This window comes from Desulfovibrio oxyclinae DSM 11498 (assembly GCF_000375485.1).
Lineage (GTDB): Bacteria > Desulfobacterota > Desulfovibrionia > Desulfovibrionales > Desulfovibrionaceae > Pseudodesulfovibrio > Pseudodesulfovibrio oxyclinae.
Genome location: NZ_AQXE01000006.1, coordinates 17,697 through 43,567 on the forward strand (window position 1 = coordinate 17,697; position 25,871 = coordinate 43,567).

The 25,871-nt window shown below is 57.6% G+C and carries 22 protein-coding genes and 1 tRNA gene; 14 read left to right on the plus strand and 9 right to left on the minus strand.

Going from position 1 to position 25,871, the window contains the following annotated elements; genetic code table 11:
- Positions 1 to 272: 272 nt before the first annotated feature.
- Together B149_RS0107525 and B149_RS0107530 are read right to left on the minus strand one after the other, a co-directional pair.
- Positions 273 to 491 carry a hypothetical protein gene (locus tag B149_RS0107525; RefSeq protein ID WP_018124574.1) on the minus strand — a complete coding sequence of 73 codons (219 nt, stop codon included), beginning with the start codon at positions 489 to 491 and terminating at the stop codon, positions 273 to 275.
- Positions 492 to 975: 484 nt separating this feature from the next.
- On the minus strand, positions 976 to 1,905 hold the full coding sequence (locus tag B149_RS0107530) for a hypothetical protein (protein ID WP_018124575.1): 930 nt from the start codon (positions 1,903 to 1,905) through the stop codon (positions 976 to 978).
- A gap of 177 nt (positions 1,906 to 2,082) precedes the next feature.
- Here B149_RS0107530 and ybgF point away from each other — a divergent pair, with 177 nt between their 5' ends.
- The 4 genes from ybgF (at position 2,083) to B149_RS0107550 (ending at position 5,513) form a co-directional block, all read left to right on the plus strand.
- On the plus strand, positions 2,083 to 2,949 hold the full coding sequence (ybgF, locus tag B149_RS17900; RefSeq protein WP_018124576.1) for a tol-pal system protein YbgF: 867 nt from the start codon (positions 2,083 to 2,085) through the stop codon (positions 2,947 to 2,949).
- 6 nt (positions 2,950 to 2,955) lie between these two features.
- Positions 2,956 to 4,170, plus strand: coding sequence for a DNA-processing protein DprA (gene dprA / locus B149_RS0107540; RefSeq protein ID WP_018124577.1), 1,215 nt, complete (start codon positions 2,956 to 2,958; stop codon positions 4,168 to 4,170).
- Between the two features lie 99 nt (positions 4,171 to 4,269).
- Positions 4,270 to 4,677, plus strand: a complete 408-nt coding sequence (locus tag B149_RS0107545; protein WP_018124578.1) for a hypothetical protein — start codon at positions 4,270 to 4,272, stop codon at positions 4,675 to 4,677.
- Positions 4,678 to 4,679: 2 nt separating this feature from the next.
- A complete protein-coding gene (locus B149_RS0107550; protein ID WP_018124579.1) occupies positions 4,680 to 5,513 on the plus strand; it encodes an HDOD domain-containing protein in 834 nt (277 codons plus the stop codon).
- A 3-nt stretch (positions 5,514 to 5,516) separates the two neighbouring features.
- Here the strand turns inward: B149_RS0107550 and B149_RS0107555 are convergent, their stop codons facing one another.
- The 3 genes from B149_RS0107555 to B149_RS0107565 form a co-directional block, all read right to left on the minus strand.
- Positions 5,517 to 6,002: a hypothetical protein gene (locus B149_RS0107555; protein WP_018124580.1), complete on the minus strand. Its 486-nt coding sequence runs from the start codon at positions 6,000 to 6,002 to the stop codon at positions 5,517 to 5,519.
- A gap of 13 nt (positions 6,003 to 6,015) precedes the next feature.
- The gene (locus B149_RS0107560; RefSeq protein WP_018124581.1) at positions 6,016 to 6,237 is read right to left on the minus strand and encodes a hypothetical protein; all 222 of its coding nucleotides are present in this window, start codon (positions 6,235 to 6,237) and stop codon (positions 6,016 to 6,018) included.
- 87 nt (positions 6,238 to 6,324) lie between these two features.
- Positions 6,325 to 6,591 carry a GIY-YIG nuclease family protein gene (locus B149_RS0107565; RefSeq protein WP_018124582.1) on the minus strand — a complete coding sequence of 89 codons (267 nt, stop codon included), beginning with the start codon at positions 6,589 to 6,591 and terminating at the stop codon, positions 6,325 to 6,327.
- 92 nt (positions 6,592 to 6,683) lie between these two features.
- Between B149_RS0107565 and B149_RS0107570 the strand changes: the two genes are divergently transcribed.
- From B149_RS0107570 to B149_RS0107590, 5 genes are all read left to right on the plus strand, one after another.
- A complete protein-coding gene (locus B149_RS0107570; protein WP_018124583.1) occupies positions 6,684 to 8,705 on the plus strand; it encodes an ABC-F family ATP-binding cassette domain-containing protein in 2,022 nt (673 codons plus the stop codon).
- Between the two features lie 2 nt (positions 8,706 to 8,707).
- A complete protein-coding gene (locus tag B149_RS0107575) occupies positions 8,708 to 9,112 on the plus strand; it encodes an NUDIX domain-containing protein (RefSeq protein ID WP_018124584.1) in 405 nt (134 codons plus the stop codon).
- A 116-nt stretch (positions 9,113 to 9,228) separates the two neighbouring features.
- Positions 9,229 to 10,101: a methylenetetrahydrofolate reductase [NAD(P)H] gene (gene metF, locus B149_RS0107580; RefSeq protein WP_018124585.1), complete on the plus strand. Its 873-nt coding sequence runs from the start codon at positions 9,229 to 9,231 to the stop codon at positions 10,099 to 10,101.
- Positions 10,102 to 10,120: 19 nt separating this feature from the next.
- Entirely contained in the window at positions 10,121 to 11,149 is a 1,029-nt protein-coding gene (locus B149_RS0107585; RefSeq protein ID WP_018124586.1) for an aspartate-semialdehyde dehydrogenase, read from the plus strand.
- 70 nt (positions 11,150 to 11,219) lie between these two features.
- Entirely contained in the window at positions 11,220 to 12,164 is a 945-nt protein-coding gene (locus B149_RS0107590) for an aminotransferase class IV (RefSeq protein ID WP_018124587.1), read from the plus strand.
- Positions 12,165 to 12,260: 96 nt separating this feature from the next.
- On the opposite strand, the gene B149_RS17905 is transcribed toward B149_RS0107590, so the two are convergent.
- Positions 12,261 to 14,567 carry a sensor histidine kinase gene (locus tag B149_RS17905; RefSeq protein WP_083909179.1) on the minus strand — a complete coding sequence of 769 codons (2,307 nt, stop codon included), beginning with the start codon at positions 14,565 to 14,567 and terminating at the stop codon, positions 12,261 to 12,263.
- A gap of 178 nt (positions 14,568 to 14,745) precedes the next feature.
- Here B149_RS17905 and B149_RS16740 point away from each other — a divergent pair, with 178 nt between their 5' ends.
- Positions 14,746 to 15,996: an EAL and HDOD domain-containing protein gene (locus B149_RS16740; protein ID WP_018124589.1), complete on the plus strand. Its 1,251-nt coding sequence runs from the start codon at positions 14,746 to 14,748 to the stop codon at positions 15,994 to 15,996.
- Here B149_RS16740 and B149_RS0107605 read toward each other — a convergent pair.
- Genes B149_RS0107605 through B149_RS0107615 form a run of 3 tightly spaced genes read right to left on the minus strand, consistent with a single transcriptional unit; the run spans position 15,990 to position 19,899 of the window.
- Positions 15,990 to 16,676: a response regulator gene (locus tag B149_RS0107605; protein ID WP_018124590.1), complete on the minus strand. Its 687-nt coding sequence runs from the start codon at positions 16,674 to 16,676 to the stop codon at positions 15,990 to 15,992. The two genes, B149_RS16740 and B149_RS0107605, sit on opposite strands and share 7 nt — an antisense overlap.
- Positions 16,673 to 18,679: an ATP-binding protein gene (locus tag B149_RS0107610; protein ID WP_018124591.1), complete on the minus strand. Its 2,007-nt coding sequence runs from the start codon at positions 18,677 to 18,679 to the stop codon at positions 16,673 to 16,675. The genes B149_RS0107605 and B149_RS0107610 overlap by 4 nt, the downstream gene beginning before the upstream one ends.
- A complete protein-coding gene (locus B149_RS0107615; protein ID WP_018124592.1) occupies positions 18,676 to 19,899 on the minus strand; it encodes an ABC transporter substrate-binding protein in 1,224 nt (407 codons plus the stop codon). Before B149_RS0107615 ends, B149_RS0107610 begins: the two co-directional genes overlap by 4 nt.
- Positions 19,900 to 20,055: 156 nt before the next feature.
- Between B149_RS0107615 and B149_RS0107620 the strand changes: the two genes are divergently transcribed.
- From B149_RS0107620 to B149_RS0107635, 4 genes are all read left to right on the plus strand, one after another.
- Positions 20,056 to 20,131 (plus strand) — tRNA-Thr (locus B149_RS0107620).
- A 254-nt stretch (positions 20,132 to 20,385) separates the two neighbouring features.
- Positions 20,386 to 23,415 (plus strand): type I restriction endonuclease subunit R, encoded by a 3,030-nt coding sequence (locus B149_RS0107625; RefSeq protein WP_018124593.1) that lies wholly within the window; start codon positions 20,386 to 20,388, stop codon positions 23,413 to 23,415.
- On the plus strand, positions 23,405 to 24,691 hold the full coding sequence (locus B149_RS0107630; protein ID WP_026167508.1) for a restriction endonuclease subunit S: 1,287 nt from the start codon (positions 23,405 to 23,407) through the stop codon (positions 24,689 to 24,691). Before B149_RS0107625 ends, B149_RS0107630 begins: the two co-directional genes overlap by 11 nt.
- Entirely contained in the window at positions 24,688 to 25,860 is a 1,173-nt protein-coding gene (locus tag B149_RS0107635; protein ID WP_018124595.1) for an ATP-binding protein, read from the plus strand. Before B149_RS0107630 ends, B149_RS0107635 begins: the two co-directional genes overlap by 4 nt.
- Positions 25,861 to 25,871: the final 11 nt, after the last annotated feature.

Below are 25,871 nucleotides of genomic sequence, written 5' to 3' on the forward strand. Positions count from 1 at the left end.
GCTTCCGACGGGCCCTTCAGGCGGCCCCTTTCAGGGGGACCAAAGGGACGGGCCCCCTTTGGAATCCCTGGGTTGTCAGCGGGGTTGCAGCTGCCGGTTCCATGCGGCCGCACAACCCGCGTCCCAGCTGCAACCCCGCTGACGGGGATCTTTGTTCTGTGGTTCTTGGCTGACGAACTCTGTTAACCAAACTACATCCCGAAGAACTTTTTCGGTGCACAAGCTCCCCATTAGAAACTCCAACGGACCATCCACTCGCGTCAACCAAGTACTTAAGCAATGCCGATCGAGGCATAGAGGCTCTTTTGACCGGTCACGCAGGTCCGGGTGATGTTTGTAGGCACAAACATTTCTCCCGGAGCAATGACCGCGTCATAGAGCCTCTCGCCGAAAGCGGAGGCGTACCCCAACAAGCGCAGTTTTTGCCTTCTTTTTTCTGCGCAAGCAAAAAAGAAGGTCGGCCGACAGGCCGAAACCTGCAACTGGTGCAAAACGGCAATGCCTCCGGCGGGCCCTTCAGGCGGACCAAAGGGGCGGGCCCCCTTTGGAATCCCTGAGTTGTCAGCGGGGTTGCAGCTGCCGGGTTCATGCGGCCGCACAACCCGCGTCCCAGCTGCAACCCCGCTGACGGGGATTTGGGAGCTGGGGGGCTTGGTTGACGGGCTTCTGTTGCAAGGAGAATTCGTCAAGGAGAGCTTCCTCAACTCACAAGCTTATCATCAGAACTCCCCCTGCATTCCCACTCCCCCGCCAGCTCAACAACCGCCATCAGCCTCCCGCCAAGCCGCCTATACGCCTCAGCTTTCGAAAAGCCTCGTGCGGCTTGGCAACACAAAAGGTTTTAGGAGATTCTTAAGAACCCTTTTGCAAAAGGGTTCTTAAGCCCCCGGAGGGCCGTCGGAGACCCGCCGGAGGTACAAAAAAAGGCCGGTACCAGCGAGTTGGTACCGGCCTTTTGCGATAGCGGGAGAGCTGTTAGACCAATGCCGTGAGGTTGAGAAACAACATGGTATTGGCGGTATGCATGATCCAGAGCAGCAGTGCTCCGAGGAAGGCTGCCCATTTGAGGCGCAGCGGCGAGTCGCTTTTCCACATGGGCGCCCACAGGGCGATGCAGAGGACAGAAGCGGCAAGAGCCGTGGCCCAGAGGATGCCGAGTGGGCCTTGGGTGATCATGGTTCTGGTCTGTTCGGGCAGAGTGGAGAAAAGCCAGCCTTGCGTGCCGAGTTGCAGAACCATGGGGACGAAGGCCCAGAGGGCGGCGCGGCTGAGTCCGAAGCGGTAGTAGTCGCGGCCGAAGTCGTCCTTGTTGCGACGCATGACAAGGTAGGCAAGGCTCAGTCCGGCGCCGGAAGCCATGGCGACCAGCAGATACTGGACAGTCATGGCGGCGGTGAAGGGATCGAGTGCCGTGGGCCACTGCGGTGCGTTTTCAGCGCGCAGGGCGGGAAGCAGCTGGATGGCGCCAATGGTGCCGGCGGCGATGGTCGCGAAGGATGCTACGGCGGCCAGCAGTCCGAGGGCGGAGTGTGCGCCTTTTTGCTTGCGCATCTTCTTCCAGAGCGGTGCCCAGAGGACAAGCAACAGGACGGTGGCTGCGCAGAGAATGAAAACGTGGGTCACGGGTGAGGCCGGGTGTGCCAGCCATTGTTTCAGTCCGGGGAACCGTTGCAGGGCGGGAAAGGCGCTCATGCCGGCGCCGAGAATGGCGAGAAAGGCGAGCTTGAGGGCCATGGTCGCGGTCTGCTGGGCGTATTTGTCGAGCAGGACACGTTTGCCGATGCGTGCGGTCCATTCGCAGATCGCGGCGACAACGATGGCGCCGAGAGCCGCGAGACCGATGAGGTCGGCGAGCGCCGGCAGGCTCATCTTTGCGGCTGTAGCCATGAGTTCGGTAGCGTTCATGTCGATGGTCTCCGTGGGGATGAAATGGGCGGCGGTCGTACGAGCGTCCCCCGCGACGGTGTTGTGCCTCAAATCCGCAGCAGAGGCAAGGCGGGGGCACGCGGCATTCCTTGCAAAATAATCCCGTATCAACTAAAGATTGAAAAACCTTTGCCTGTTATTCAAACGGAGCCCCGGATGAAACACCGTATCCTTGCCCTTGCGATCCTTCTGAGCATATGCCTCGCCGGATGCGTGACCACCGCCACCTCGTCTCGGACGGACAACGCCAGCATGGAGTGGCGCATGCGCAGCCTTGAGGAAAGTTTTCTCGATTTTCGTGAGAACCAGAAGGAACAGATGCGCAGCCAGCAACAGTTTCAGGCGCGCATGGAAAACCGGCTCAACGATCTTGAGGACCGTCTGACCAGAGTGGCGGGCGGTGCGGAGCCCGATGAAAGCGCGGCGGTTTCCGATCAGGGACAGGGCCAGAAAGCGCAGGACGAAGGCTGGGTGACGGATCTGGAGCCGGAAGAGGACGGCAAGGGGTGGACCAGCGTGACTCCCAAGGGCAAGGCTCAGGCCCCTGAGGAAGGTGACGTTGCCCAAGAGGCTCAAAAGGAAGAGGCTGTGGCCGAAAGCGCCGAGCCCAAGCCGTGGGCGGAGGTCCCCGGACCGAAGATGCCGGATACGGCTCAGGGATTGTATGATCTCTCCCTCGACATGTACCGTGACAAAAAGTTTCCGGCAGCGCGCGAAGGGTTCGATGCATTTCTTTCCAAATACCCGGACAATAAATTGGCCGGGAACGCCATGTACTGGAAAGGCGAGACCTATTACTCCGAAAAGGATTTCGCTCAGGCTATCCTGACGTTCAAGGAAGTGGCCATCAAGTATCCGCAGCACTCCAAGGTTCCGGCGGCCATGCTGAAAACCGGCATGTCCTATGAAAAGACCGGCGACCGGGACAATGCGGTTTTTTACATGCAGACCCTTGTTCAGGAATACCCCGACTCCTCCGCGGCCGACGTCGCCCGCAGGCGTCTTCGCGCACTCGGCGCGTGATGAGCCATGGACCACCAGCGGGAGTATTTCGCCTGTCTCGCCCTGCGCCATACTCCCGGCGTGGGGGCCCGCACGTGGAAATCCGTTCTCCAGTCCTACCCCACCGCTTATGATGCGGTTCAGGATGCCGCAAACTGGCCCGGGCGCGGCGTGGCGGGTAAGCGTCCGGCCAAGGCCTGTGCCGAAGAGTCGTGGCGGGAAGCGGCTGAAAATGAATACCGCGACGCTCGGCACCGCAGGCTCGGGGTCATCTCATGGCATGATCCGCGCTATCCGCAGCGCCTCAAAGACATCCCCGCCCCCCCGGCATATTTCTATTATCGTGGCGATCCGTCGCTGCTGAAGGCGCCCGCCGTAGCCGTGGTCGGCGCGCGCGAGTGCACCCGTTTCGGCCTGGAGGCTGCCGACCGCATATCGCGGGATCTGTCGCAGGCGGGCGTGACGGTGGTCTCCGGATTGGCCGCAGGCATCGACAGACAGGCGCATCAGGCGGCGCTGCAGGGTGTGGGCTCCACCGTGGCGGTACTGGGTACCGGCATTGATGTTCCCTATCCCGCCAGCAATGTGGAACTGCTCAAGGCTGTAAGCCGCAAGGGCTGCGCGGTTTCGGAGTTCGCCCCCGGCACCCGCCCCGAATCCAGAAATTTTCCGACTCGCAACCGTATCATCAGCGGCCTGAGCCTCGGCGTGCTTGTTGCCGAAGCGTCCGGCAAAAGCGGCAGTCTGATAACGGCCCGACTCGCCGCGGAGCAGGGGCGCGAAGTCTTTGCCCTGCCGGGTCCGGTGGGACACGCCACCTTTACCGGCTGCCACCGGCTGATCCGTCAGGGCGCGACGCTGGTCGAGGGCGCGGAAGACATTGTAAATGAACTGCGCTATCAGTTCAGCCTTGAGCTGGCCTCCGCAGATTCGGAAAAGCGGGAGAATTCGGGAAAGAACGGCGCGGAAAGTGCGCCTGACGAGCCCTCGTTTGCCGAGCAGGTTCGCAAGGAAGCCCGGAAACAATCAAGGCATCTTCCCGAGGAACAGCTTCCCGAGCTTGAAGGCGACGAACTGGTGCTCTTTGAGCGGCTTGTGGGCACGGACAGGCTGCACGTGGACGAGATAGCGCGTGCGCTCCAGTGGGAGAGCTCGCGCGTGAGTACCGGGCTGATCATGCTGGAGATGAAGGGATTGCTGCGCCAGCTGCCGGGCATGTGGTACACTGCGCGGGAGGCATGAGCCCCGGCCGTGTCCTTTCAATACGCTCGCGTGCGGGCTTGAGCGCAATCCGCCATGCGTGTAGAATATTTCCTATCCATTGAGCAAGGAGCCTCGTGAATGCAGAAGATACCCACCGATCTGGCAAAACCGGGCATGAAGCTGGCCCGTCCCGTGGTCAAAGACGGCGGCATCACCGTCATGGCCGAGGGCATGGAGCTGACCGAGGCGCTCATCGACCGGCTGTCCAGCATGAAGATCGACAAGATCGTGGTGCACGGCAACCCCGTGGACATGGCCGGATCGGGCGGAGGAACCGCATTTGACGAGCGGCTAGCGCGCATGGATCACCTTTTTCGTCATTATTCCAATGATAAATGGATGTCCCGCGTGCACGACCGCATGAAGGAATATTTTCGGTTCAAGGCCGCGCAGCAGGCGGCCCGACAGCGCGCAGAGCAGGAGCGCGACAAGCTCGTTGAGGAACCCGGCACTGCCGGTGAAGCCGTCAACGGCGAGGAGGCATAGGCATGGAAGACCTTCGCACCACGGTCAAGGGAGAGATCCTCTCCATTCAGGACCTGCCCACGCTTCCCGGCGTTCTCGACGAAGTTTCCAAACTGGTGGAAGACCCGGACGCGTCCACCGAGGCCATCGCCAAGGTCATCTCACGCGACCAAGTGCTCTCCGCGAAGGTCCTGAAGATGGTCAACTCACCCATCTACGGCTTTCCCGGTCGCATCGGGACCATTCAACACGCGCTGGTCCTGCTGGGGTTCAACGTCATCCGCGGCATCATCATTTCCACTTCGGTGTTCGATATGATGGTGGCGGCCATGAAGGGGCTCTGGGAACACAGCCTCGGGGTGGCCACGGCCTCGAACATCGTGGCCCGCAACGCCGGATTCGAGGACCCGGAGGAATACGCGGTGGCCGGGTTGCTGCATGATCTGGGCAAGGTTGTCACGGCTGTGCAGCTGCCGGAACTGCATGACACCATCCTTGAGACGGTGCGCGAGCGCGACCTGACCTATCTCCGCGCGGAAAAGGCCGTGCTCGGCTTCGGGCATGACCGCATCAACGCATGGCTGGCGCGCCACTGGCATCTTCCCGGCAATATCCGGGAGGCCATGAGCCGTCATCACAGCCCGCATCTGGCGGAGTTCTACAAGCCAGTGGCCTGCGTGGTGCACATTGGGGATTTCATGGTCAGACTGTTCGAGTTCGGCACGTCCGGGGACGATCAGACGGCCTATCTCCGGCCCGAGGCCATGAAGGAGCTCGGGTTCAAGATGAGCGATCTGGAGCGGTGCCTAGACGAATTGTCCGAACAGATGATCGACATCGCGGATCTGAGTCTGTAACGGCTAGTCCGCCGAAAGCGTCGAGTGGTGGAGGCCGATGGCCTTGACCACGCCTTTGGCCGCTTCCATTTCAACGTATCCGAGCGTGATACACACCCCCAGATAATCCATGTTCATGGCTTCCATCTTGTTGATGGCGCGTTCGCTCTGGTCGATGGTGATCAGGCCCTTGTTGATCATGTACTCGGCGGCCCGTTGCAGGTCGGGATCGTTCCTGTCCTGCGGCGTGTCCTTGATGGGTTCCCTGTCTTCGGCCTGATGCTCGGCCAGACTGATGTCCTTGCGGGCGAGAACGGCCCTGTTCTTGAGATCCTTGAGTTCCCGTTGCAGAGTTTTCTTTCGGCGGCTCAAATGCAGGTAGCGCTCCTCGGCCTCCCGTTCCTCGCTTACGAGCGCACGAATGCGATTGCGCATGGAATTCATCATGGACCGGTAGATCCATACCGTGAGCAACAGCGAGATTCCGAATATGATCAGGGGGAGTACCATGGAAGCCCTCGGTCTAGGAGTCCACGAGGTAGCGGATGTTGGTGACCTGCGTCTCCAGCCGTTCGATCTCCTGCTCAAGCACGTCGGACTTGAGCTCCAGTTTGTTCTTCTTGGCTCGCACCGATGTCCGCTTGCGACGCACATGGTCGGAACAGCTCTGGAACTGAACGAGCAACACACCCAGCTCGACAAACAAGAGCAGCGCGAGAAGCATGTATAATGTTGCGTCGTCCATCGAGGAGTCTCCTTTTCAAACGTGCACTACATACTCTCTGCGGAGTAAATGTTCAAGCAAAATAGGCTTCTCGGAAAAAGGTGAGGCTTATTCGACCACTGATGCATCGTGTGCGGCAAGAAACGCAGTCTTTTCCCGGCGCGGGCGTTTCTTTACGGCCATCTCCAGTCGCAGCGCCGCGCTTTTCCCCTGCACTTCCACGCTCTGGACCAGTTCCACGGGAAGCCGCGAGCGCGTGTAGCGGGCTCCCGAGCCGTCGTTGTGCGCGGCGAGCCGCCTTGCCAGGTCGGTGGTGATGCCGCAGTAGAGAGTCTGATCGGCGCAGCGGACCAGATAGACGTGCCATGTTCGCATGGCCTACCGAATACCCTCGGGATGCGCGCTAGTCAAAGCCGCTCTTGCCTTCGCGCGCCTGCCGTTATATCCCCCTTGCGGAAGGTAAACACATGTCGAAAATCACCGTCAATTCACTCGCAATGCACTTTGGCGGAGAAGAAGTCTTCTCCGACGTCTCCTTTGAAGCCGGACCGGGCGTGCGCATGGCCGTTACCGGCCCCAACGGCTGCGGCAAGTCCACGCTGCTGCGCATCCTTGCCGGGGTCACGGACCACGACGCGGGCACGGTCAGCATCGACCGCGGCGCGCAGATCGGCTACGTGGCGCAGGAACTCTCGGGAGCCGACCTCGAACGCAACCTGCTGGCATGGGTCATGGACGCCCTGCCTTCATGGAGCGGCTTCTGGGAACGCTGGGAAAAGGCCGTGGCCGACGGCGATCAGGCGCGCATCACGGAGCTTTCCCACGAGCAGGCCGAATTCGAGGAGAAATACGGCTACAGCCCGGAACACAAGGCCAGAGCCATCCTCACCGGCCTCGGTTTTTCCGAGGACGACCTGTTCAAGCGTCTCGCGGAGCTCTCCGGCGGCTGGCGCGAACGCTCCAAGCTCGCCCGCGTGCTGCTTCAGGGCGCGGACGTGCTGCTTCTGGACGAACCCACCAACCACCTTGATCTGGAAGCCGTGGAATGGCTGGAGCAGTACCTGCTCAACTTCCGGGGCGCGTTGGTCTTCGTGGCGCACGACAGGGTCTTCCTGAACCGCGTGGGCACCCACGTGCTGTTCCTCGGCGGCAAACGCAGCGTCCTGCGCAAGGGGAACTTCGACGAATTTCTGGAATGGCAGGAAGAGGACGCCCGCCAGCGCGAAAAGGAGATGGAGAAGCTCTCCGCGCGCATCGAGCACGAGCAGAACTACATCAGCCGCTTCCGGGTCAAGGCCCGCAAGGCCGCCCAGGCCCAGAGCAAGATCAAGAAGGTCGAGAAAATGGCCGAGGAACTTGATCAGATGAAGAAGCAGGGCTCTTCCACGCGGGTCAAGGGCCGCTCCCTCGCTTTCAAGCTTCCGGCTCCGGCGCGGGGTGACAAGGTCGCCATCGCCGGGGTGGATCTGCGCTTCGCCTACGACAAGAGCAACCCCTCCGTCTGGGACGGGCTGAATTTTCAGCTCTACCGCGGGCACAAGGTGGCGCTGATGGCACCCAACGGCGCGGGCAAGACCACGCTTCTCAAGCTCATCACCGGCGATCTGACACCGGACGAGGGGCACGTGAAGATCGGCAACAAGACCAAGCCCGGTTACTTCAGCCAGCATCAGCACGAAATCCTGAACCTCGACGGCACCGCCCTGTCCGAGATTCGCCGCCTGAGCGACCCGAATCTCACCGAGGAACAGCTCATGGGCGTGCTGGGCCTTTTCCTGCTGGGCGAAGACTTCTTCGATCGCAAGGTCTCCGGGCTTTCCGGCGGTGAAAAGAGCCGACTGCTGCTTGCCAGCCTCTTTCTGGCCCACCCGAACCTGCTCATCCTCGACGAACCCACCAACCACCTCGACATCGAATCCCGCGAGGGACTCATCGCCGCGCTCAAGGACTACGAGGGCACACTCCTTTTCGTGGCGCACGACCGTTACCTGCTCTCGGAAGTGGCTGAAGAAGTGTGGGAACTCTCACCTTCGGGCATCGAGCAGTACCTCGGCGGCTTCGCGGATTACGACGAAAAACGTCGCCAGCGGTTGGCCGAAGCCGCACGCGCAGGCAGCGGCAAATCCTCTGCAAAACAGGAGGAAGCTCCGGCTCTCGATGAGAAGCCTGCGGAGAAGCGGCGTCTGACCAAGGAAGAAAAACGGCGTCAGGCTGAACGGCGCAACGCCCTGTACCGTGAGCTCAAGCCGCTCAAGAAGGATTACGCCAAGCTTGAGCGCGACCTTGAAAAGGCCATGGAGGACCACGGCCGCCTTGAGGAAGCCCTCAACGACCCTGCAACCTACGAAAAGCCCGAGCTGGCCGTGAAGTCCCAGTCGGAGTACACCGAGGTCAGTGACTGGGTGGACACTCTCATGGCCCGCATGGCCGAGCTTGAGGAACGCATCGCCGATATCGAACGGCAACGCGGCGAGCTGGAGGAAGGCTGATCGTGCCGCGCATCATCGACGTGGCCGCAGGCATTCTCTGGCGTGACGGGCTCTACCTGGCCGTTGATCGCCCCAAGGGCGAGTGGGCCGGATGGTGGGAATTCCCCGGCGGCAAGGTGGAGGAAGGCGAGGCTCCGGAAGCCGCGCTGGTGCGGGAGCTTCGCGAGGAGCTCGGCGTGCAGGTCGGCGATTTCGAGTTCTGGTGCGAAAAGGTCCACCATTATCCCCGGATTTCCGTGCGCCTGCTGTTCTACCACGTCACCGCCTTCGAGGGCGATCCCCGCGGGCTGGAGGGGCAGAGCTTCGCATGGGTGCACCCCGCCCGGCCAGAGGGCATCCGCTTTCTTCCCGCGGACGACGACATCGTGGCAGCACTCGCCGAAGGGGCCGGTCCGACGGGGAAATAACCTCGCCGGAAACAGCCGGTTGAAGCCTGACGGGAAAAGGAGTATCTTCATTGGCCCTTCCCGCGCCATGGTCAGTGCGCGGAAAGGGATACACCGTCAAGCAAAGGAGTGATGCATTGCGGATCTGCGATTCGATTCGTCCGAATTCCCCGTTCATTTCCCTTGAGTTCTTCCCGCCCAAAGAGCGGGACGCGTGGCCGAAGTTTTTCAACGTGGTTGACAAGCTCAAGACCCTCGACCCGCTGTTTGCCTCGGTCACCTACGGAGCGGGCGGCGGCACGCAGGACAACACGCTGGAAATCGCGCGGCGCATCAAGGCCGACCACGGCATTGAGCCGCTGACCCACCTCACCTGCGTGGGCGCGTGCGATGATGCGCTCAAGGATTACGTGGGCGCACTTGAGGACGCCGGAATTGAGAACATTCTCGCCCTGCGGGGAGACCCGCCCAAAGGCGAGGAAAATTTCGATTTCAACAAGCAGGAATACAAGCACGCCACCGACCTGGTGGGCTTCCTGCGTCAGCACTACAAGAAAATGTGCGTTGGCGTGGCCTGTTATCCCGAGCCGCACCCCGAATCCCCGAGCGTGAGCTTCGACCTTGCCATGAGCAAACACAAGGTGGAGCAGGGCGGCGAATTCATGGTCACCCAGCTGTTCTTCGACAATCGCGTTTATTTCGATTTCGTGGACCGGATGAAGGCCATGGGTGTGGACGTCCCGGTGATTCCGGGCGTACTGCCCATCATGAACATCCGCTCGGCCAAGTTCATTCTCGGCCTCTGCGGCGCCAGCATCCCGGGCAATTTCCTGCACGAACTGGAAAAAGCCAATGACGAGGGCGGTGACGACAAGGTATACGAGGTCGGCATGGCCTACGCCCAGCGGCAGGCACAGGACCTCATCGACAAGGGCGCGCCCGGTGTGCATCTGTACACCCTCAACAGCGCCAAGGCCTGCCTTGAACTGGGCAGCAGCCTGAAGTTGTAAGCTTTTGGAGAGTGAAGCTATGAGTAAGAAGGAATTTCGCGTCGCGGTATGCGGCGCAACGGGTGCCGTCGGTCAGGAGATGCTGGCCACGTTGGCCCAGCGCGACTTCCCGGCATCGGAAGTCATCCCCATGGCCTCGGCCCGCAGCGCCGGAAAGACCGTGCAATACAAAGGACAGGATCTTACGGTCGTGGAAATGACCGAGGACTCCTTCACCGGAATCGACGTGGCCCTGTTCTCCGCAGGCGGCGGCCCGTCCGAGAAGTTCGCTCCGGCGGCCGCCAAGGCCGGCTGTGTGGTGGTGGACAACTCTAGCGCGTGGCGCATGGATCCCGAATGTCCGCTTGTGGTGCCCGAGGTGAACCCTCAGGACCTCGACTGGCACAAGGGCATCATCGCCAACCCCAACTGCTCCACCATCCAGATGGTCGTGGCCCTTCAGCCGCTGCATCTGGAAGCGGGCATCAAGCGTGTGGTGGTCTCCACCTATCAGGCCGTATCCGGCTCCGGTCAGGAAGCCATCGACGAACTTGAAGAGCAGACCCGCCGTCTCATGAACGGCAAGCCCATCGTGGCCGAAGTCTACCCGCACCAGATCGCGTTCAACTGTCTGCCGCAGATCGACGCGTTCCTCGACGATGGCTACACCAAGGAAGAAATGAAGATGGTCAACGAGACCGTCAAGATCATGGGCGATTCCAACATCAAGGTCACCGCCACCACCGTGCGAGTACCTGTGTTCTACGGCCACTCCGAGTCCGTGAACATCGAGACCAGGGAAAAACTTACCGCCGAAGACGTGCGCACCCTGCTGGCTGCAGCCCCGGGCGTGACCGTGGTGGATTATCCCGAAAAACTGGCCTACCCCATGGCTATCGACTCCGCGGGCGAAGATGACGTGTTCGTCGGCCGCATTCGCGAAGACAATACCATCGAAAACGGCCTGAACATGTGGATCGTTGCCGACAATATCCGCAAGGGCGCCGCCCTGAACACCGTGCAGATCGCCGAGACTCTCATCGAGCGCGACCTGCTGCGCGTGCCCTAGCAAGCCAAACAATTCATCCGGTCCGGGGGCGTGCCGCGTCCCCGGACCGTCACCCGCTGAGGAAACCGCCGTGAAGAAAATCGTGGACAGCCGGGAATACCTCGACCGCATGCTCGCCGCACCCCGTCCCGGAACGGAAAAGGTGCGCGCCTTCTATGAACAGCGCGTGGGCGTCATCTGCAAAGACCCCAAACTCATGCTCATGCCGTGGGATGACCACCTCGTCCACCGCGGCGACGGCGTGTTCGAGGCCATGAAGTGGGTGAACGGCAAACTCTACCAACTCGGCGCACACCTGGAGCGCATGAAGCGCTCCGCCAAGGCTATTCACCTGACCCCACCGTGCTCGTGGGACGAACTTTCCCAAACCATCCTCGATGTGGCCCGCGCCGCCGAGAGTGATAGCGGCATGATCCGCGTGTTGCTCGGCCGAGGGCCCGGCGGCTTCGGCATCGACCCGGCCGAATGCCCGGTTGCCAGCCTGTACGTGGCAGCCTTTGATTTTCAGCCCAAGCCGGACAGCTTCTACGAAAAAGGCTCCACCGCCTTCAAGACCTCTGTCCCGGCCAAACAGCCGTACCTCGCCGCCATCAAAAGCATCGACTACCTGCCGAACGTGCTCATGAAACGCGAGGCCGCCGAAAAGGGCTACGACTATCCCTTCTGCTTTGACGAACACGGCCTGCTCGCCGAAGGAGCCACCGAGAACGTCTGCATCGTGGACAAAAACGGCAAGGTGCATATCCCCGAATTCACCAATGCCCTTGCCGGAACCACCCTCATGCGCGTCGTGGACCTGATCAAGGACGAAATGGACATCATCTTCCGAGGCATCACCGAGCACGAAATTCTCGAAGCCAAGGAAGTAATCATCGTCGGCACCACCGGCGACGCCATCCCCGTGGTCCGCTTCAACGGCAAACCCATCCACGACGTTCGCCCCGGCCCCGTCGCCAAGCGCATCCGCGAACTGATTCGTCAGGACATCGAGGCAAACGGAATTCCCGTCAGCTAGTTTTCAGGGCATCGCCCGCCAAAAAGCCCCCGCCGGAATATTCCGGCGGGGGCTTTTTGGGTCTTCGAGGGAGCTCAAAGACCCGCCTGCGGCTTGTTAAACAGGCAACCTAACCGTGAAGGTACTGCCCCTGCCGAGGGTGGAACTCACTTCCATGGTTCCATTGTAGTGGTCCACGATCTCACGGCAGATGGCGAGACCGAGGCCGCTGCCTCTGCGGGTGCGGCGTAGGGTATCCCCCTGCTCCACTCGGTGGAATCGTTCGAAAATACGTTCTTTTTCGTCTTCGGGAACGCCGCGGCCGGTATCGCGCACCTGAATGACGAGTTGATCGTCTTCGGAGGATGCCTTGAGCTGGACTTGGCCCTTTTCAGTGAATTTGGCCGCGTTGCCGATGAGATTATTAAGCACCTGTTCCAGGCGCTTGGGGTCGGCGTTCATGGTCGGCAGCGATTCGGGGATGTCCCACGTGAACTCCACCTGCCCGTCTTCGGCAAAGAGCCGTTCGCCGCGGCGGGCGGCCACCATCAGCGTTTCTACGGGGTCAATGGCGGAATCGTCCCATTCAAGGCCGCCGGTTTCGAGCTTGGAGAGATCAAGGAAATCACCGACAAGCCGGGTAAGGTGGTTGCCCTCGTCTTCTATGATATCGAGATTCTTGAGAACGCGTTCGGTCAGGGTTCCGTGTTCGTCACAGACGGCTTCGTCCTTTCGCATGCTCAGGATGTCCTTGCGCAGCAGCTTGGTGAAGCCGATGACAGAGGTCAGCGGTGTGCGCAGGTCGTGCGAGACCGTGGTCAGCATGCTGGATTTCATCTTGTCGAGCTGCAGAAGTCTGGCATTGGCCTTTTCCAGCTCGCGGCTTTTGTCCACGAGGGAGGCTGTTCTGGCCTGAACGAGTGCTTCAAGCTCGTTGCTCGTCTTGGCAGCCTTCTGTTCCAGTTCGCGACGACGGGTGATATCCATGAGCATTATCAGGTCAGCGGGCTGGCCGTCCTGCATGACCGTCAGGGAGTGTATCTCCACCCATCCTTCGGAGCCGTCCTTTCTGAGGTGTCGGAAGGTGTAGTTCTCCACGGCGTTGCCTGCCGCACCCTGCTTGACGGCCATCTGTTCCGAAACGAGCCTGCGGTCATCGTCATGCACAAGGGCGAGGATGTCCTCACGATCGAAGGTGAGCATCTCTTTCGATTCGTATCCGAATATTTCGGCAAAGGCATGGTTCACATACTGAAAACGGTTGTCCTGAAGCACGGCAATGCCCAGAGGAGCCTGATCTGTATATATCCGAAAGCGTTCTTCGCTTTCATTCAGATCCTGCCTGGTCTGAAGACGATTGATGGCGTCGCTCAGACGCCTGACCATCTCCTTGAAGAGACTCATTTCGGCCGGTTTCCATATTTTGTCGTGGCTGCACTGATGCAGTCCCACGGCCCACAGATGCCCGTCCGAGGAGCGGAAACACATGACCAGCATACTCCGCACGGAGAAATTTCGCTTGAGCAGCTTGGGGACATCCCATTCCGTGGTAGGATCGGCCGCGAGAGGGCCATCTATGTCCATGAGCTTTTTCTGCATGGCGCTCATGGTGTTGTCCATCACCAGCTTGCGATCAAGCGCCTTGAGGCCGGGAAATTCCATGCTCGTGCGTTCGGCCACGCTTTCCCATTCCACGAGGCTGTCTCCGGCCTGAGCCAGCAGCCATGCGCGGTCTACTCCGAAATACCGTCGCATGTCTTCCATGGCGGAATCCATGACTTTCTCTATGGAACTGGCGGAATGAAGGCTTCGATCCAGCTCTTCCAGTCCCTTGTCGAGCCACTTGCGCTGATTATTGTCCTTTTCCGCCCTTTTCCGGTCCATTATGTCCACCAGCACGGAATCGATTCGGGTCCCGGACTCCATCTCGAACAGCCTGCCCCGCTCCTGCACCCAGCGAACAACACCGTCAGCATGCATTATCCGGTATTCCGCCACGAACTCTCTGGCTTCGGCAGCCGCCTCCTGTATGCGGGCGGCGACTCGATGACGGTCATCAGGCAGTATTATGGAAACGAAATCCCTGCCATTTTTGAGAAATGACTCAGGAGCGTAACCCGCCAGCTTCTGAATGTGTTCGCTCACATAATCCACTGGGCGGCGCTCGTCATATGCCGTGCGCAATATGGCGGCTGGGAGGTTGTCGCTGACGGAATGAAAACCGTGCGCCAACGATTCGGAGCTCGCGAGCTCCTGGCTTTTTCCGGTTCTTGAATAGAAAAGCAACAGCACCAGACAGCATACGAGCAGCAAGAGAAGCATCATGCTGAAGGCCATCGGCCGTCCCGGCAACAGCACCCAAGCAAGCACCGCGAGGAACGCGCACGCTACCGCCGGAAGAAGCCATCGCATCGCTGTATTCATGTCTTCTCACTCCTCTTCGATTCCAGTGCATCATTCATAACAATCTCCAAGGGAAAAGGCTACCTGGAGACTGTTTCATTTTACGATATCAATACATGGACGGACAACCGGCAATCGTGCTACGGGTGAATAGGGACATAGTCCATATGCCAATTCAACTTCATTGGGGAGTCCTGCCGTGAATGATTCCGCTTCGCTAAACGATCACAACATTCTCATGAATCGCGCCCCAGTATTCGATCGGGAAAGCAACATTCAGGGCTATGAGCTGAGTCTGCATGAAGATGACTCCACGCCTACGGGCGCTGCGGAACAACTCTCCGAATTGCTTCGGACATTCGAAGAAGAGCTTTCACAGGACAAGCAGATTCTGCTGGGTATAGACGGGCGACTGGGCGCCATGGCGCTTTCGAACGCAACCGAGCGTCATGTCATCGCGCTTCGTCCGGACGCCTCAACCGAAGAACTGGCAGCGGCCAAAAGATTGCGCGACAGCGGGGCGAAGATCATGGTGCATTACCGGCCGGGATTTCACGAGGCCGACTCCCTGCTTGCAGATGCGGACATCATTCGCCTGTCCATCCGCAACCGCAGCCCCAGAGAGGTCATGGCAGCACAAAAGAATCTCAAGGATGTTCCGGGGATGAGGATGGCTGCGGATATAGACTCATGGGAAGCGTTCGAGGGCACCCGGGCGCTGGGTTTTCAATGGTTCCACGGGCCGTTTTTCACGCGCCCCTACTTCAGCCCCGGCGAACCGGTCAAAACCGGTGCAGTTGCCAAGCTGCAGGTCCTGCGCGAACTCAACATGCCGGACTGCGACCTGATACGGCTTTCCGAAGCCATCTCAACGGATGTGGGCCTGAGCTACAGGCTGTTGTCCTACATCAACTCGGCCGCCTTCAGCCTGCCGAACAAGATCAAGTCAATACAACAGGCCGTTGCACTGCTGGGGCTTGAGGAAACCAAAAAATGGGCCATGGTCGTTTTGATGTCCGGACTGGACGAGAGCGACAAGGGAAGCGAACTCGCCTTCATGGCCCTGCAGCACGCGCGTTTCCTTGAAGACATGGCGTCACTGGAGTCGGTTCCGCACTCTCCCGGAACCATGTTCCTGCTGGGACTTTTTTCGAGACTTGACGCCCTTCTCTCGCACCCCATGCCACAACTGCTGGAGAGGCTTCCGCTGGATGACGAGATAAAACTCGCCCTGTGCGGACGCGAATCGCCTCTGCGCAGCTGGCTGCGGATGCTGGACGCGGTTCAAAGGGAAGACTGGAAAAAGGCCAACGAAATTCTCTGCGGATACGGGGCATGTCTGCCGCAGGCCGCGGCAAGCTATCTACGAGCCTCCACGTGGGCGAATCGCCAATGCTCGGCCATGTCCTGCGCACACGCCCCTGAAGAGGAAAGCGACACGACTCACTGACGCAGCTGCGCCAGACGGAAGATTCCCATCATCTCGAAGACAGCCCGAAAGTTTTCGGAAAGCCCCGAAATATAGATGTGCCTGCCGTCCTCAACGCATTTGGACATTCGCCCCGCCAGCGAGGAAAGCCCTGCCCCGTTGATGGAGGTGTTTTCATCGAAGCTCAGCAGGATATCCCCGTTCGTCGAGCAGGCCTCGTCGAAGGCGCGGTTGAGAACCGGCCCGCTCAGGGCGGTGACGTTGCCGCGCACACGGATATGCGTCTGATGATCCTCGGGTTCCACCGACACCAGACTTTCTTCGTTGCGCGACAGGGCAATGCGCTCTTCCGCCCGTTTCAGCGCCTGCACGAGGGCCTCGCGCTGCACCGGTTTGTTGATGAAGTCCGTGGCGTCGAGGTTCAGGGCCTCCATGGCCAGATCCATATCGCCATGCCCGGTGATGACGATCACCTCCGCCAGCGGCGAAAGCTCTTTCACCCGGCGCAGCACTTCAATGCCGTCCATGACGGGCATCTTGATGTCCGTCAACACGATGTCCGGCCGTTCGCGGTCGAACATCTCGACGCCCTGCTGTCCGTCCGATGCAGCAAGCGTCTCGTAACCCATGGCGCCAAGCAATAGCTTGAACATGTTCAGCGTGGGTTTTTCGTCATCTATGACCAGTATTCTGCGGCTCATTGCTTTCGTCCCCTCTCAGGCGCGGCCGGAAGATCGAGGGTGAATCTCGTGCCCACCCCGGCCTCGCTCTCAATGTCCATGGTTCCGCCGTAATCTTTTACTATACCGTAGGAAATGGCAAGTCCAAGCCCCATCCCCTGCCCCGTTTCCTTGGTGGTAAAGAACGGTTCGAAAACCTTATCGCGAACGTCCTCGGGTATACCGCCTCCGGTATCTGTCACGGATATCAGCACCCTGCCGTCTTCCTGCCGGGTCTCTATGCCGATGCGCCGCTGATAATCGTCGGTGCTCTCATTGATGGCATCGCGCGCGTTGGTGACCAGATTGAACAGCACCTGCTGCAACCTGTTGCTGTGCCCCAGCACTTCCAGCCCGTTCTCGGCCATGGACAGATCGAAACGGATATTGTCCAGCTCGAACTGCCTCTTAAGGATGGACAGCACGTCGTTGACCACCGCATTCATGGACACCCTTTCGCGCACGAGGTCCGACTTTCTGCCGAAAGAACGCAGCGTATTGATGATCTCGGAGGCCCGGTCCACCTGCGTGCTCATCTCGCGCACCACATCGCGGTACTGATCCGGCCCGACCGGCACCTCGCTTTCGTCCATCATAATGAGATATTCGCTGCCCATCTTGATGGCATTGAGCGGCTGATTCAACTCATGGGCGATGCCAGCGGACATTTCGCCGAGGGACTTCATCTTGCCCGCCTGAATAAGCTGAGCATCCTTTTCGATCATTTCGGTTATGTCCGTGGCAGAAACAACCACCGCCCTGCGCCCCTTATACGAAATGGAACAGGCGTGCACGTTCACATAGAAAGGCTCGCCGCCCGACTTGTAATGCAACACCTTGGGACGATAGAGGCATTCACTTCCCGGATTATTGGATTCGAGACTGCCCGGCACGTACTCCGGCCAGAGCGTCTTGAATTCCATCCCCACCACTTCCTGACGGGAGTACCCGTACAACTCCTCCACCCTCGGATTCGCATCCAGAATCCGGCCCGTGTCGCAGTCGAGCACGAACACCGGGTCCGGGCCTGAATCGAACAGGGAACGGTATTTTTCCTCGGACTCCCGAAGCCGGCGACGGTAGAGCTTGATGCTCCAGACCATGTTGCGAAACGAGTTCCCCAGTTGCAGGACCTCGTCCCCTTCGCGCGTGCCGTAGAAAAGACAGCTGCCGCAGTTCTTGTAGACTTCCGTCTTTTCCAAATCCGCCTGCTCGCGCGCGGAAAGGTCGAAATGCCAGCACGGAAGGTTCGAGTCACGATACGCCGGACACTCATCGGGATTCCAGTCCTTCCCGGCGCTTTGCAGCAAGGGTACGTCAAAGTTGCCGCGGCTCACGTCGTCGGCAATCCGCGTCAGGTTACTGATGGGTCTGGTGATGTAGTGTGAGAGTCGATTGGAAAGATAAACCGCGATGAGCACGATGCCGGAGATGAATCCCAGAAAGGCCACGCGCAATTTGGATACGAGGTTGTCGATGTGACTCTTGCTCAGCCCCACGTGCACGGTGCCGATGCGGTACAACCCCTCGTTGATGGGCACCGCGATGTCGATCACCGGGGTCTCGCCGAAATTGATGAGTTTGACGCTACGGATGGCTCCGTCCGGAACGGAGTTGTCCTTGAAGCCTTCCGGCACGGGCCGCGTCAGGGTGTGGGCGACGATTTCGTTGTTCTGATCTTCGATGAAGATATAGGAAACAAGCCGCCTGCGCTCATGCAGCCGCACCTCGTCGAAAATCAGCGCCAGCAACCTCGGATGATCGTGATCGAGAATGAAGCCGCCGCCGCGCTCGGCAATGGAGTGCGCGATGGCGCTGCCGCGCATCTCCAACTCGCTGGTGAGCGAGGAAACGAGAATCCAGCGGGCGATGAACGCGATGGCCACGCTGATGAACATCACGCCGGCCAGCATGGACAGCACCAGTTTGTTCTTGAGGCTCATGGCCTCGAAGCGCTGTCTCGCCCTCCTGAAAAAATCCATCATCTCGGCACCCCGAACGTATGGCAGGCCCGGAGCTTGTCCCAGGAATTGAACGGAATGAACCGCCCGTCCTGCAGGCGCGTGAAAAAGACCCGGTCCATGCCCTGATGATCCTTCGGGCCGAACGAAATCCGCGTGGATTCCCCGATGCGCAGGTCGCGTATGGATTCAATGGCGTCGATAAAGCCCTCACGCGTCAGGTCTCTTCCGGCACGGCGCAGCCCCTCCACGAGCACCCGGGCGTTAAGATACCCTTCAAGTCCCACAAAGCTTGGCGGTTCGCCCGGATAATAACGGTTCAAAAGCGCAATGTAATCCAACGCGGCCTCGGCAGGCCGATGCTGGCTGTCTCCAAACGGAGTCGGCACCACCTGAGACATGACAACGGGAGCCTCGGGGTCACGTCCCAGCCTGCGAGCGAGCTCTTCCGCACCGACGAAGGACACCGTGTAATACAACGGATGATAATCGTCCCGAGCGGCCTTCATGATGAACTCTGCACACGCGCCGTAAGTACCTATCATGACCACGGCCTGAGCCCCGGAGCCCTTGATTCGATTGAGCCCCTCTTCCACGTTCAGGGTGCCGCGAATGTACGAGCCGCGGGCCACCGGTTCGAGTCCGAACCGCTTCAGGGCCAGTTCGGTGCCCACCAGCCCGTCAAAGCCGTAGGCGTCGAACTGATAAAAGACGGCGATTTTTCGCAGCCCCATGTCCTGAACCATATGCCGGACTGCGGCCTCGGTCTCCTGATAATAGGATGCACGGATGTTAATGACGTATCGATTGAACGGCGTTCGCAGGGCATTGGCGCCGGTGAAAACGCCGAGCAGCGGCACCTTGGCCTCCTCGACCATGGGCAGCACCCTTACGGTGGTCGGGGTCCCCACGTAGCTGAAGAGGGCGAAGACCTTGTCTTCGATGAGCAGTTTCTGGGTATTGGCGAGGCATTTCGGCGGGTCATAGGCATCATCCAGAGCCAGAATCCGGATTTTTCTTCCGTGCACGCCGCCGCTTTCATTGACATGACGAAGATAACTCATCGCCCCACGCAGGGTCTGGGTTCCCAGATATCCCGCATGTCCGGTCAGCGCGAGCGAAGACCCAAGCAGGATCTCGCCATCGGATACTCCCGGAACCTCGGCTCGCGTCCCGCCTTCCCCCTGCGAGGGCGAGCACGCGGCCAGCGCCAAAACGAGTAGGGACAACAGCAACCGGACCATGACACCCCTCATTTCACCAACTTATGAAAATAATGCCGACAGTACTTTTCTTAAACGGAAAATACAAGACCATACCGAAATGGCCAGTATAGCCACATTCCACCCAGTTTTTGACTTGACTCCCCACCACACTATCGATTATTTTCTCCCTCCTTCGCCAGAGTAGCTCAGTTGGTAGAGCAACTGATTCGTAATCAGTAGGTCGTCAGTTCGATTCTGATCTCTGGCTCCAATGAAATTAAGCACTTACGACAAGTCGTAAGTGCTTTTTTTGTGCTCTGGTATACAGGCTGGTATACATTTTGGGACAGGGGGAGCCCCTGGGGTAGCCGGGGTGTATACCCTCCGCTCAAAGAACGAAGCTTAACATATGGGCTTGATTTGAACGGATAATCGTTAACTCTTGACTGGATTTACAAAGCACGCTTAAAGTTTTCGATCTGATCTAGGATGACCATTAAGGTATAGCCGCAATTAGGATTTCAAATGACAGAACAGCAGCTTGAGCAGAGTTTAATCAACACTCTAACTGACCTAAAATACATTTATCGTGACGACATTCGCGACCGCACTGCCTTGGAAAACAACTTTCGTCAGAAATTCCAAGAGCTAAATCGCGTCCAGCTCACTGATGGCGAATTTAAACGCCTCCTTGATGAGATCACCACCCCCGACGTTTTCACCGCTGCAACTCTGCTGCGTGAGATCAATGGTTTCACCCGTGACGATGGCACTCCGCTCAACTACACCCTTGTCAACATTAAGGACTGGTGTAAAAACACTTTTGAGGTCGTCAACCAACTCCGCATCAACACGGATAACAGCTTCCAGCGCTATGATGTGATGCTGCTGATCAACGGCATTCCCGCCGTTCAAATAGAGCTCAAAACCCTCGGCATCAGCCCCCGCCGAGCAATGCAGCAGATAGTCGACTACAAAAAAGACCCGGGCAACGGCTACACCAAAACTTTGCTTTGCTTCGTTCAGCTTTTCATCGTGTCCAACCAGACCGAGACCTATTACTTCGCCAACAACAACGACCGCCATTTTGCCTTCGACGCCAATGAAAACTTCCTACCCATTTATCAGCACGCCGCCGAAGACAACACTAAAATCACTCACATCGACGATTTCGCTGAGTCTTTCTTACCTAAATGCATCCTCGCCACAACGATCAGCCGCTACATGGTACTCGTTGCCTCCGAGCAGAAAATGCTCATGATGCGCCCCTACCAGATATACGCTGTCGAGGCCATTGACCAATGTATCCGGGAAAACCGTGGCAACGGCTACGTCTGGCACACCACTGGATCGGGCAAAACTCTTACTTCCTTCAAGGCTTCCACGCTCCTCAAGCTCAATCCCGATATCCATAAGTGTCTTTTCGTTGTTGACCGCAAGGACCTTGACCGCCAGACCCGCGAAGAGTTTAACCGCTTCCAGGAGGGTTGCGTCGAGGAAAACACAAACACCGCCGCGCTTGTCCGTCGCCTTGCCTCCGAGGACTACTCGGACAAGGTCATCGTCACCACCATCCAGAAACTCGGTCTCGCCCTCGACGAAACCAGTAAATACAACAAGCCCGACAAAAAGAACGGCAGGCCCACTTTCAAAGAACATCTTGAGCCGCTCAAAGACAAACGCATGGTCTTCATTTTTGACGAGTGCCACCGCTCCCAGTTCGGGCAAACTCACCAGACCATCAAGAACTTTTTCCCCAATGCACAACTCTTCGGTTTCACCGGTACGCCGATATTCCCTGAAAATGCCACGACCCGACAAATCGAAGGTGATGTCCAGACGCTCCGCACCACTCAGGACCTTTTTCAGAGCGAACTCCACGCGTACACCATCACACACGCTATCGAAGACGAAAACGTCCTACGCTTCCACGTTGACTACTTTAAGCCCGACGGTGAAAACTTGCCCAAGCCTGGCGCTCCGCTCGCCAAACGAGCCATTGTCGAGGCAATTCTCGACAAGCACGACGCCGCCACCGGCGAACGCTGCTTTAACGCACTCTTCGCCACAGCCTCGATCAATGACGCCATCGAATATTATGAGCTTTTCAAGAAGATTCAGGCCGAGCGTCAGGCAGGAGAACCTGATTTCGTCCCCCTCAAGGTTACCGCCGTCTTCTCCCCTCCCGCAGAGGGCAACCCTGACGTCAGGCAGCTTCAGGAAGATCTGCCTCAGGAGCTCGAAGACAACCAGCAAGAACCGGAGAAGAAAAAGGAAGCCCTCAAGAGAATTATTGCCGACTACAACACGAACTACGGAACGAACCATTCCATAGGCGAATTTGACGCTTACTATCAGGACGTCCAAAAACGCGTAAAAGACCAGCAATACCCAAACCGCGACCTCCCGCGAAAAGGCGCGGAAAAAATCGACATAACCATCGTCGTCGATATGCTTCTGACCGGCTTCGATGCGAAATACCTCAACACCCTCTATGTTGACAAAAAACTCAAGCACCATGGCCTTATCCAAGCCTTCTCTCGCACCAACCGCGTCCTCAATGCTGCGAAGCCTTACGGTCATATCCTCGATTTTCGCGGACAGCAGGACAATGTAGATGAGGCCATCAGCTTGTTTTCCGGCGCAAAAGGTGAACAGGCCAAGGAAATCTGGCTCGTGGACAAGGCTCCTGTTGTCATCGAACAACTCAAGACCGCCCGTCAGAGGCTGGACAAATTCCTCAAGTCCGAGGGCCTTGATCCACGCCCCGAAGCCGTCCCCAACCTTAAGGGCGACGACGCCCGTGCCGCCTTCGTCAAACAGTTCAAGGAGGTCCAGCGCCTCACTACCCAGCTGGACCAGTACACTGACCTCACCGACGAACAACGGCAGGAGATCGAGCAGACGCTTCCCAAGGACGAAGCCCGTGCTTTTCGTGGCGTCTACCTGGAAACGGCCAAACGCCTCAAAGCCAAACAGGATAAGACCGGTAGCGGCGAGACCGCAGGGGACAATGACAAGGCAACGCAGGATGTGGTTGACCAGCTCGATTTTGAATTCGTGTTATTTGCTTCGGCCGACATCGACTACGACTACATCATGAATCTTATTTCTCGCTTCAGCGGGCAAACGGCTGTCCAGCAGGAGATGGGACGTGATCAACTCATCCGACTCATTCGGTCCGATGCCAAGTTCATTGATGAGCTCGACGAAATTACCGAATATGTGCGAACGCTCGAAACCGGACAGGCGCTGACTGAAGAAGAGGTCCGAAACGGCTACCAACGTTTCAAGGACAAACACCACGCCGCAGAACTCGCCTCCATCGCTGACAAGCACGGCCTGACGAATGAGGCTTTGCAAACCTTTGTCGATACCATCCTCGACCGCATGATTTTCGACGGCGACTTGCTCACCGATCTCATGGAGCCGCTCGACCTTGGCTGGAAGGAACGCCGGGAGAAGGAACTGGCGCTGATGGACGATCTGGTTCCGCTCCTGAAAAAACGCGCCGATGGTCGAAGCATCTCTGGGCTAAACGCATATGAACAATAAGACTGATACAATGAAGAATGACAGCACACGCACATTGACGCCGAAACTGCGGTTCCCAGAGTTTCGAAACGATCCGGAGTGGACGGAGGTTCCGTTGGAGCAGATTGCTGACCGAGCCACAACAAAAAACCATGATGGAAGCATTGCCCGCGTTCTGACCAACTCTGCGGAACATGGTGTCGTTGATCAGAGAGACTACTTCGACAAAGACATCGCTAAGGCTGGTAATACTGGCGGATACTACATTGTTGACCTTGACGATTTTGTCTACAATCCACGAACATCCAGCCTTGCCCCTGTCGGCCCTATTTCAAAAAACGATCTCGGCAAAGGGGTCATGTCACCTTTATACACCGTCTTTCGATTTAAAGATGAAAACACGGACTTCTATCAATGCTACTTCAAGAGCGCATCATGGCACTCTTACCTGAGACGAGTGTCGAGCATGGGGGCCCGACACGATCGAATGAACATTTCGAGCGGTGACTTCATGGCAATGCCAGTCCCAAGACCGCAAGCAAAAGAACAACAAAAAATCTCCGATTGCCTGAACTCACTGGACGAGCTGATCACCGTTGAGGATCGCAAACTAAAGGCCCTGCGTAATCACAAACGGGGTCTCATGCAGCAACTCTTCCCTCAGCCTGGTCAGAGCCAACCGCGACTGCGGTTTCCGGAGTTTCGGGATAAAGGGGAGTGGGAGAGGTTGCCATTTGCTCGAGTCATCAAAATTGCATCCGGGCAAGTTGATCCCACAAAATCGCCATATTGCAATTGGGCACACATTGGCGGTGAAAACATCCAGAGCCACACCGGTATTATTGAAAACATAAAGACAGCAAAAGAACTCCAGCTCATAAGCGGTAAGTATGTCTTTGATGAAAAAGACGTTCTCTATTCAAAGATTCGTCCCGCTTTGAACAAGATTGCCACCCCCAACTTTAAAGGTCTTTGCAGCGCTGACATTTACCCGATCCGCCCGTCTAGCCGTAAACTGCGCCGGGACTTCTTGGGTTATCTACTCCTATCTGACACCTTTTTGGAGCATGCAATTATGCACTCCGACCGAGGCAAAATCCCCAAAATCAATCGCGAGACTCTGCTGGCGTTTAAGTCCTCACTCCCATCCCCTAGCGAGCAGAAAAAAATCGTCAATGTTTTCAAAGCAATTGACAGCCAGATAACTACACAGACGGAAAATATTAAAACCCTCAAGCAGCACAAGCGCGGCCTGTTACAGCAACTCTTTCCCACACCGGAGGAGAGTGAAGCATGAGCGGAATACGTTCTTACAACAATTTAAGAAACATAGTACGACGACTGCGCGACGATCTCAACCAACGTGAGATCGTAACCAAAAAGAAGATCGTAAAACATCCAGCAACGATCCTTCTTCTTTATGCTTACAATCGTACCGGAAAGACGAGACTTTCCATGGAGTTCAAGGATGAAGGCAAGCATAGATCCAGAAGAAATCCTGAGAGCAAAGCGGATACCCTTTACTTCAACGCGTTCACTGAGGACCTGTTTACCTGGGAAAACGACCTGGAAGGCGACAGTGTGCGCTATCTCCAGATCAACCAGGCGTCAGAATTCTTAAAAGCCCTCACCGAACTTGCTTTGGACGAAACCATTGCAAGTTACCTCGGTCGTTATGCCGACTTTGAATTCGATATCGACTATGATGAATGGATAATTACTTTCCGAAAGGATAAAGAGGAGAATATCAAGATATCACGTGGCGAACAAAATATCTTCATCTGGTGCATTTTCATGGCTATCTGCGAGCGCATGCTCGACGGTCACGACTCGTATCAATGGGTGAAATATCTTTACATCGACGATCCCATTTCCTCCCTTGATGACAACAACGCCATTTCGATGGCCTGCGATCTCGCCAAGCTTTTACGCCGCGCAGCCAGCCGCAAGGACAATAACGGCGAGCCCGCGCCCATCAAAATTATTTTTTCTTCTCACCATGCTCTCTTCTTCAACGTGATGTGCAATGAAATTGGCAGGCCAAAAGAGGGGGAGCCTAGAGTCACACACAGGCGCTACTTCCTCCACCGCCCGAATGGAGATGGAGTCTATACCCTTAGAGCGACCGACGACACTCCGTTTTTCCATCACGTCGCGACTCTCGCCGAACTCCAGCAAGCAGCAGATCCCGTTAACGGAAAGCTCTACACCTTTCATTTCAACGCTCTACGTAGCATTATGGAAAAGACGGCCTGTTTCTTCGGGCATTCAGGCATTTCCTTCTGTCTCAAAGCTCTCGACAAAGAGGAGGATATGGCTCTCTACAACCGGGCGCTTAATCTCCTTAGCCACGGTAAATATGCCATCTATGAGCCAACCGAAATGGTTGAGGATAACAAGGACCTTTTTCGCCGTATTCTCAACGATTTCGTTACTGAATTTCAATTCAACCTGCCTGTTATATAAATTAACTTCTA

Coding starts and splice junctions, on each gene's coding strand:
- B149_RS0107530 (WP_018124575.1), bottom strand. CDS start 1,905: ATGAACGCTACCGAACTCATGGCTACAGCCGCAAAGATGAGCCTGCCG.
- ybgF (WP_018124576.1), top strand. CDS start 2,083: ATGAAACACCGTATCCTTGCCCTTGCGATCCTTCTGAGCATATGCCTC.
- dprA (WP_018124577.1), top strand. CDS start 2,956: ATGGACCACCAGCGGGAGTATTTCGCCTGTCTCGCCCTGCGCCATACT.
- B149_RS0107545 (WP_018124578.1), top strand. CDS start 4,270: ATGCAGAAGATACCCACCGATCTGGCAAAACCGGGCATGAAGCTGGCC.
- B149_RS0107550 (WP_018124579.1), top strand. CDS start 4,680: ATGGAAGACCTTCGCACCACGGTCAAGGGAGAGATCCTCTCCATTCAG.
- B149_RS0107555 (WP_018124580.1), bottom strand. CDS start 6,002: ATGGTACTCCCCCTGATCATATTCGGAATCTCGCTGTTGCTCACGGTA.
- B149_RS0107560 (WP_018124581.1), bottom strand. CDS start 6,237: ATGGACGACGCAACATTATACATGCTTCTCGCGCTGCTCTTGTTTGTC.
- B149_RS0107565 (WP_018124582.1), bottom strand. CDS start 6,591: ATGCGAACATGGCACGTCTATCTGGTCCGCTGCGCCGATCAGACTCTC.
- B149_RS0107570 (WP_018124583.1), top strand. CDS start 6,684: ATGTCGAAAATCACCGTCAATTCACTCGCAATGCACTTTGGCGGAGAA.
- B149_RS0107585 (WP_018124586.1), top strand. CDS start 10,121: ATGAGTAAGAAGGAATTTCGCGTCGCGGTATGCGGCGCAACGGGTGCC.
- B149_RS17905 (WP_083909179.1), bottom strand. CDS start 14,567: ATGAATACAGCGATGCGATGGCTTCTTCCGGCGGTAGCGTGCGCGTTC.
- B149_RS0107605 (WP_018124590.1), bottom strand. CDS start 16,676: ATGAGCCGCAGAATACTGGTCATAGATGACGAAAAACCCACGCTGAAC.
- B149_RS0107610 (WP_018124591.1), bottom strand. CDS start 18,679: ATGATGGATTTTTTCAGGAGGGCGAGACAGCGCTTCGAGGCCATGAGC.
- B149_RS0107615 (WP_018124592.1), bottom strand. CDS start 19,899: ATGGTCCGGTTGCTGTTGTCCCTACTCGTTTTGGCGCTGGCCGCGTGC.
- B149_RS0107625 (WP_018124593.1), top strand. CDS start 20,386: ATGACAGAACAGCAGCTTGAGCAGAGTTTAATCAACACTCTAACTGAC.
- B149_RS0107630 (WP_026167508.1), top strand. CDS start 23,405: ATGAACAATAAGACTGATACAATGAAGAATGACAGCACACGCACATTG.
- B149_RS0107635 (WP_018124595.1), top strand. CDS start 24,688: ATGAGCGGAATACGTTCTTACAACAATTTAAGAAACATAGTACGACGA.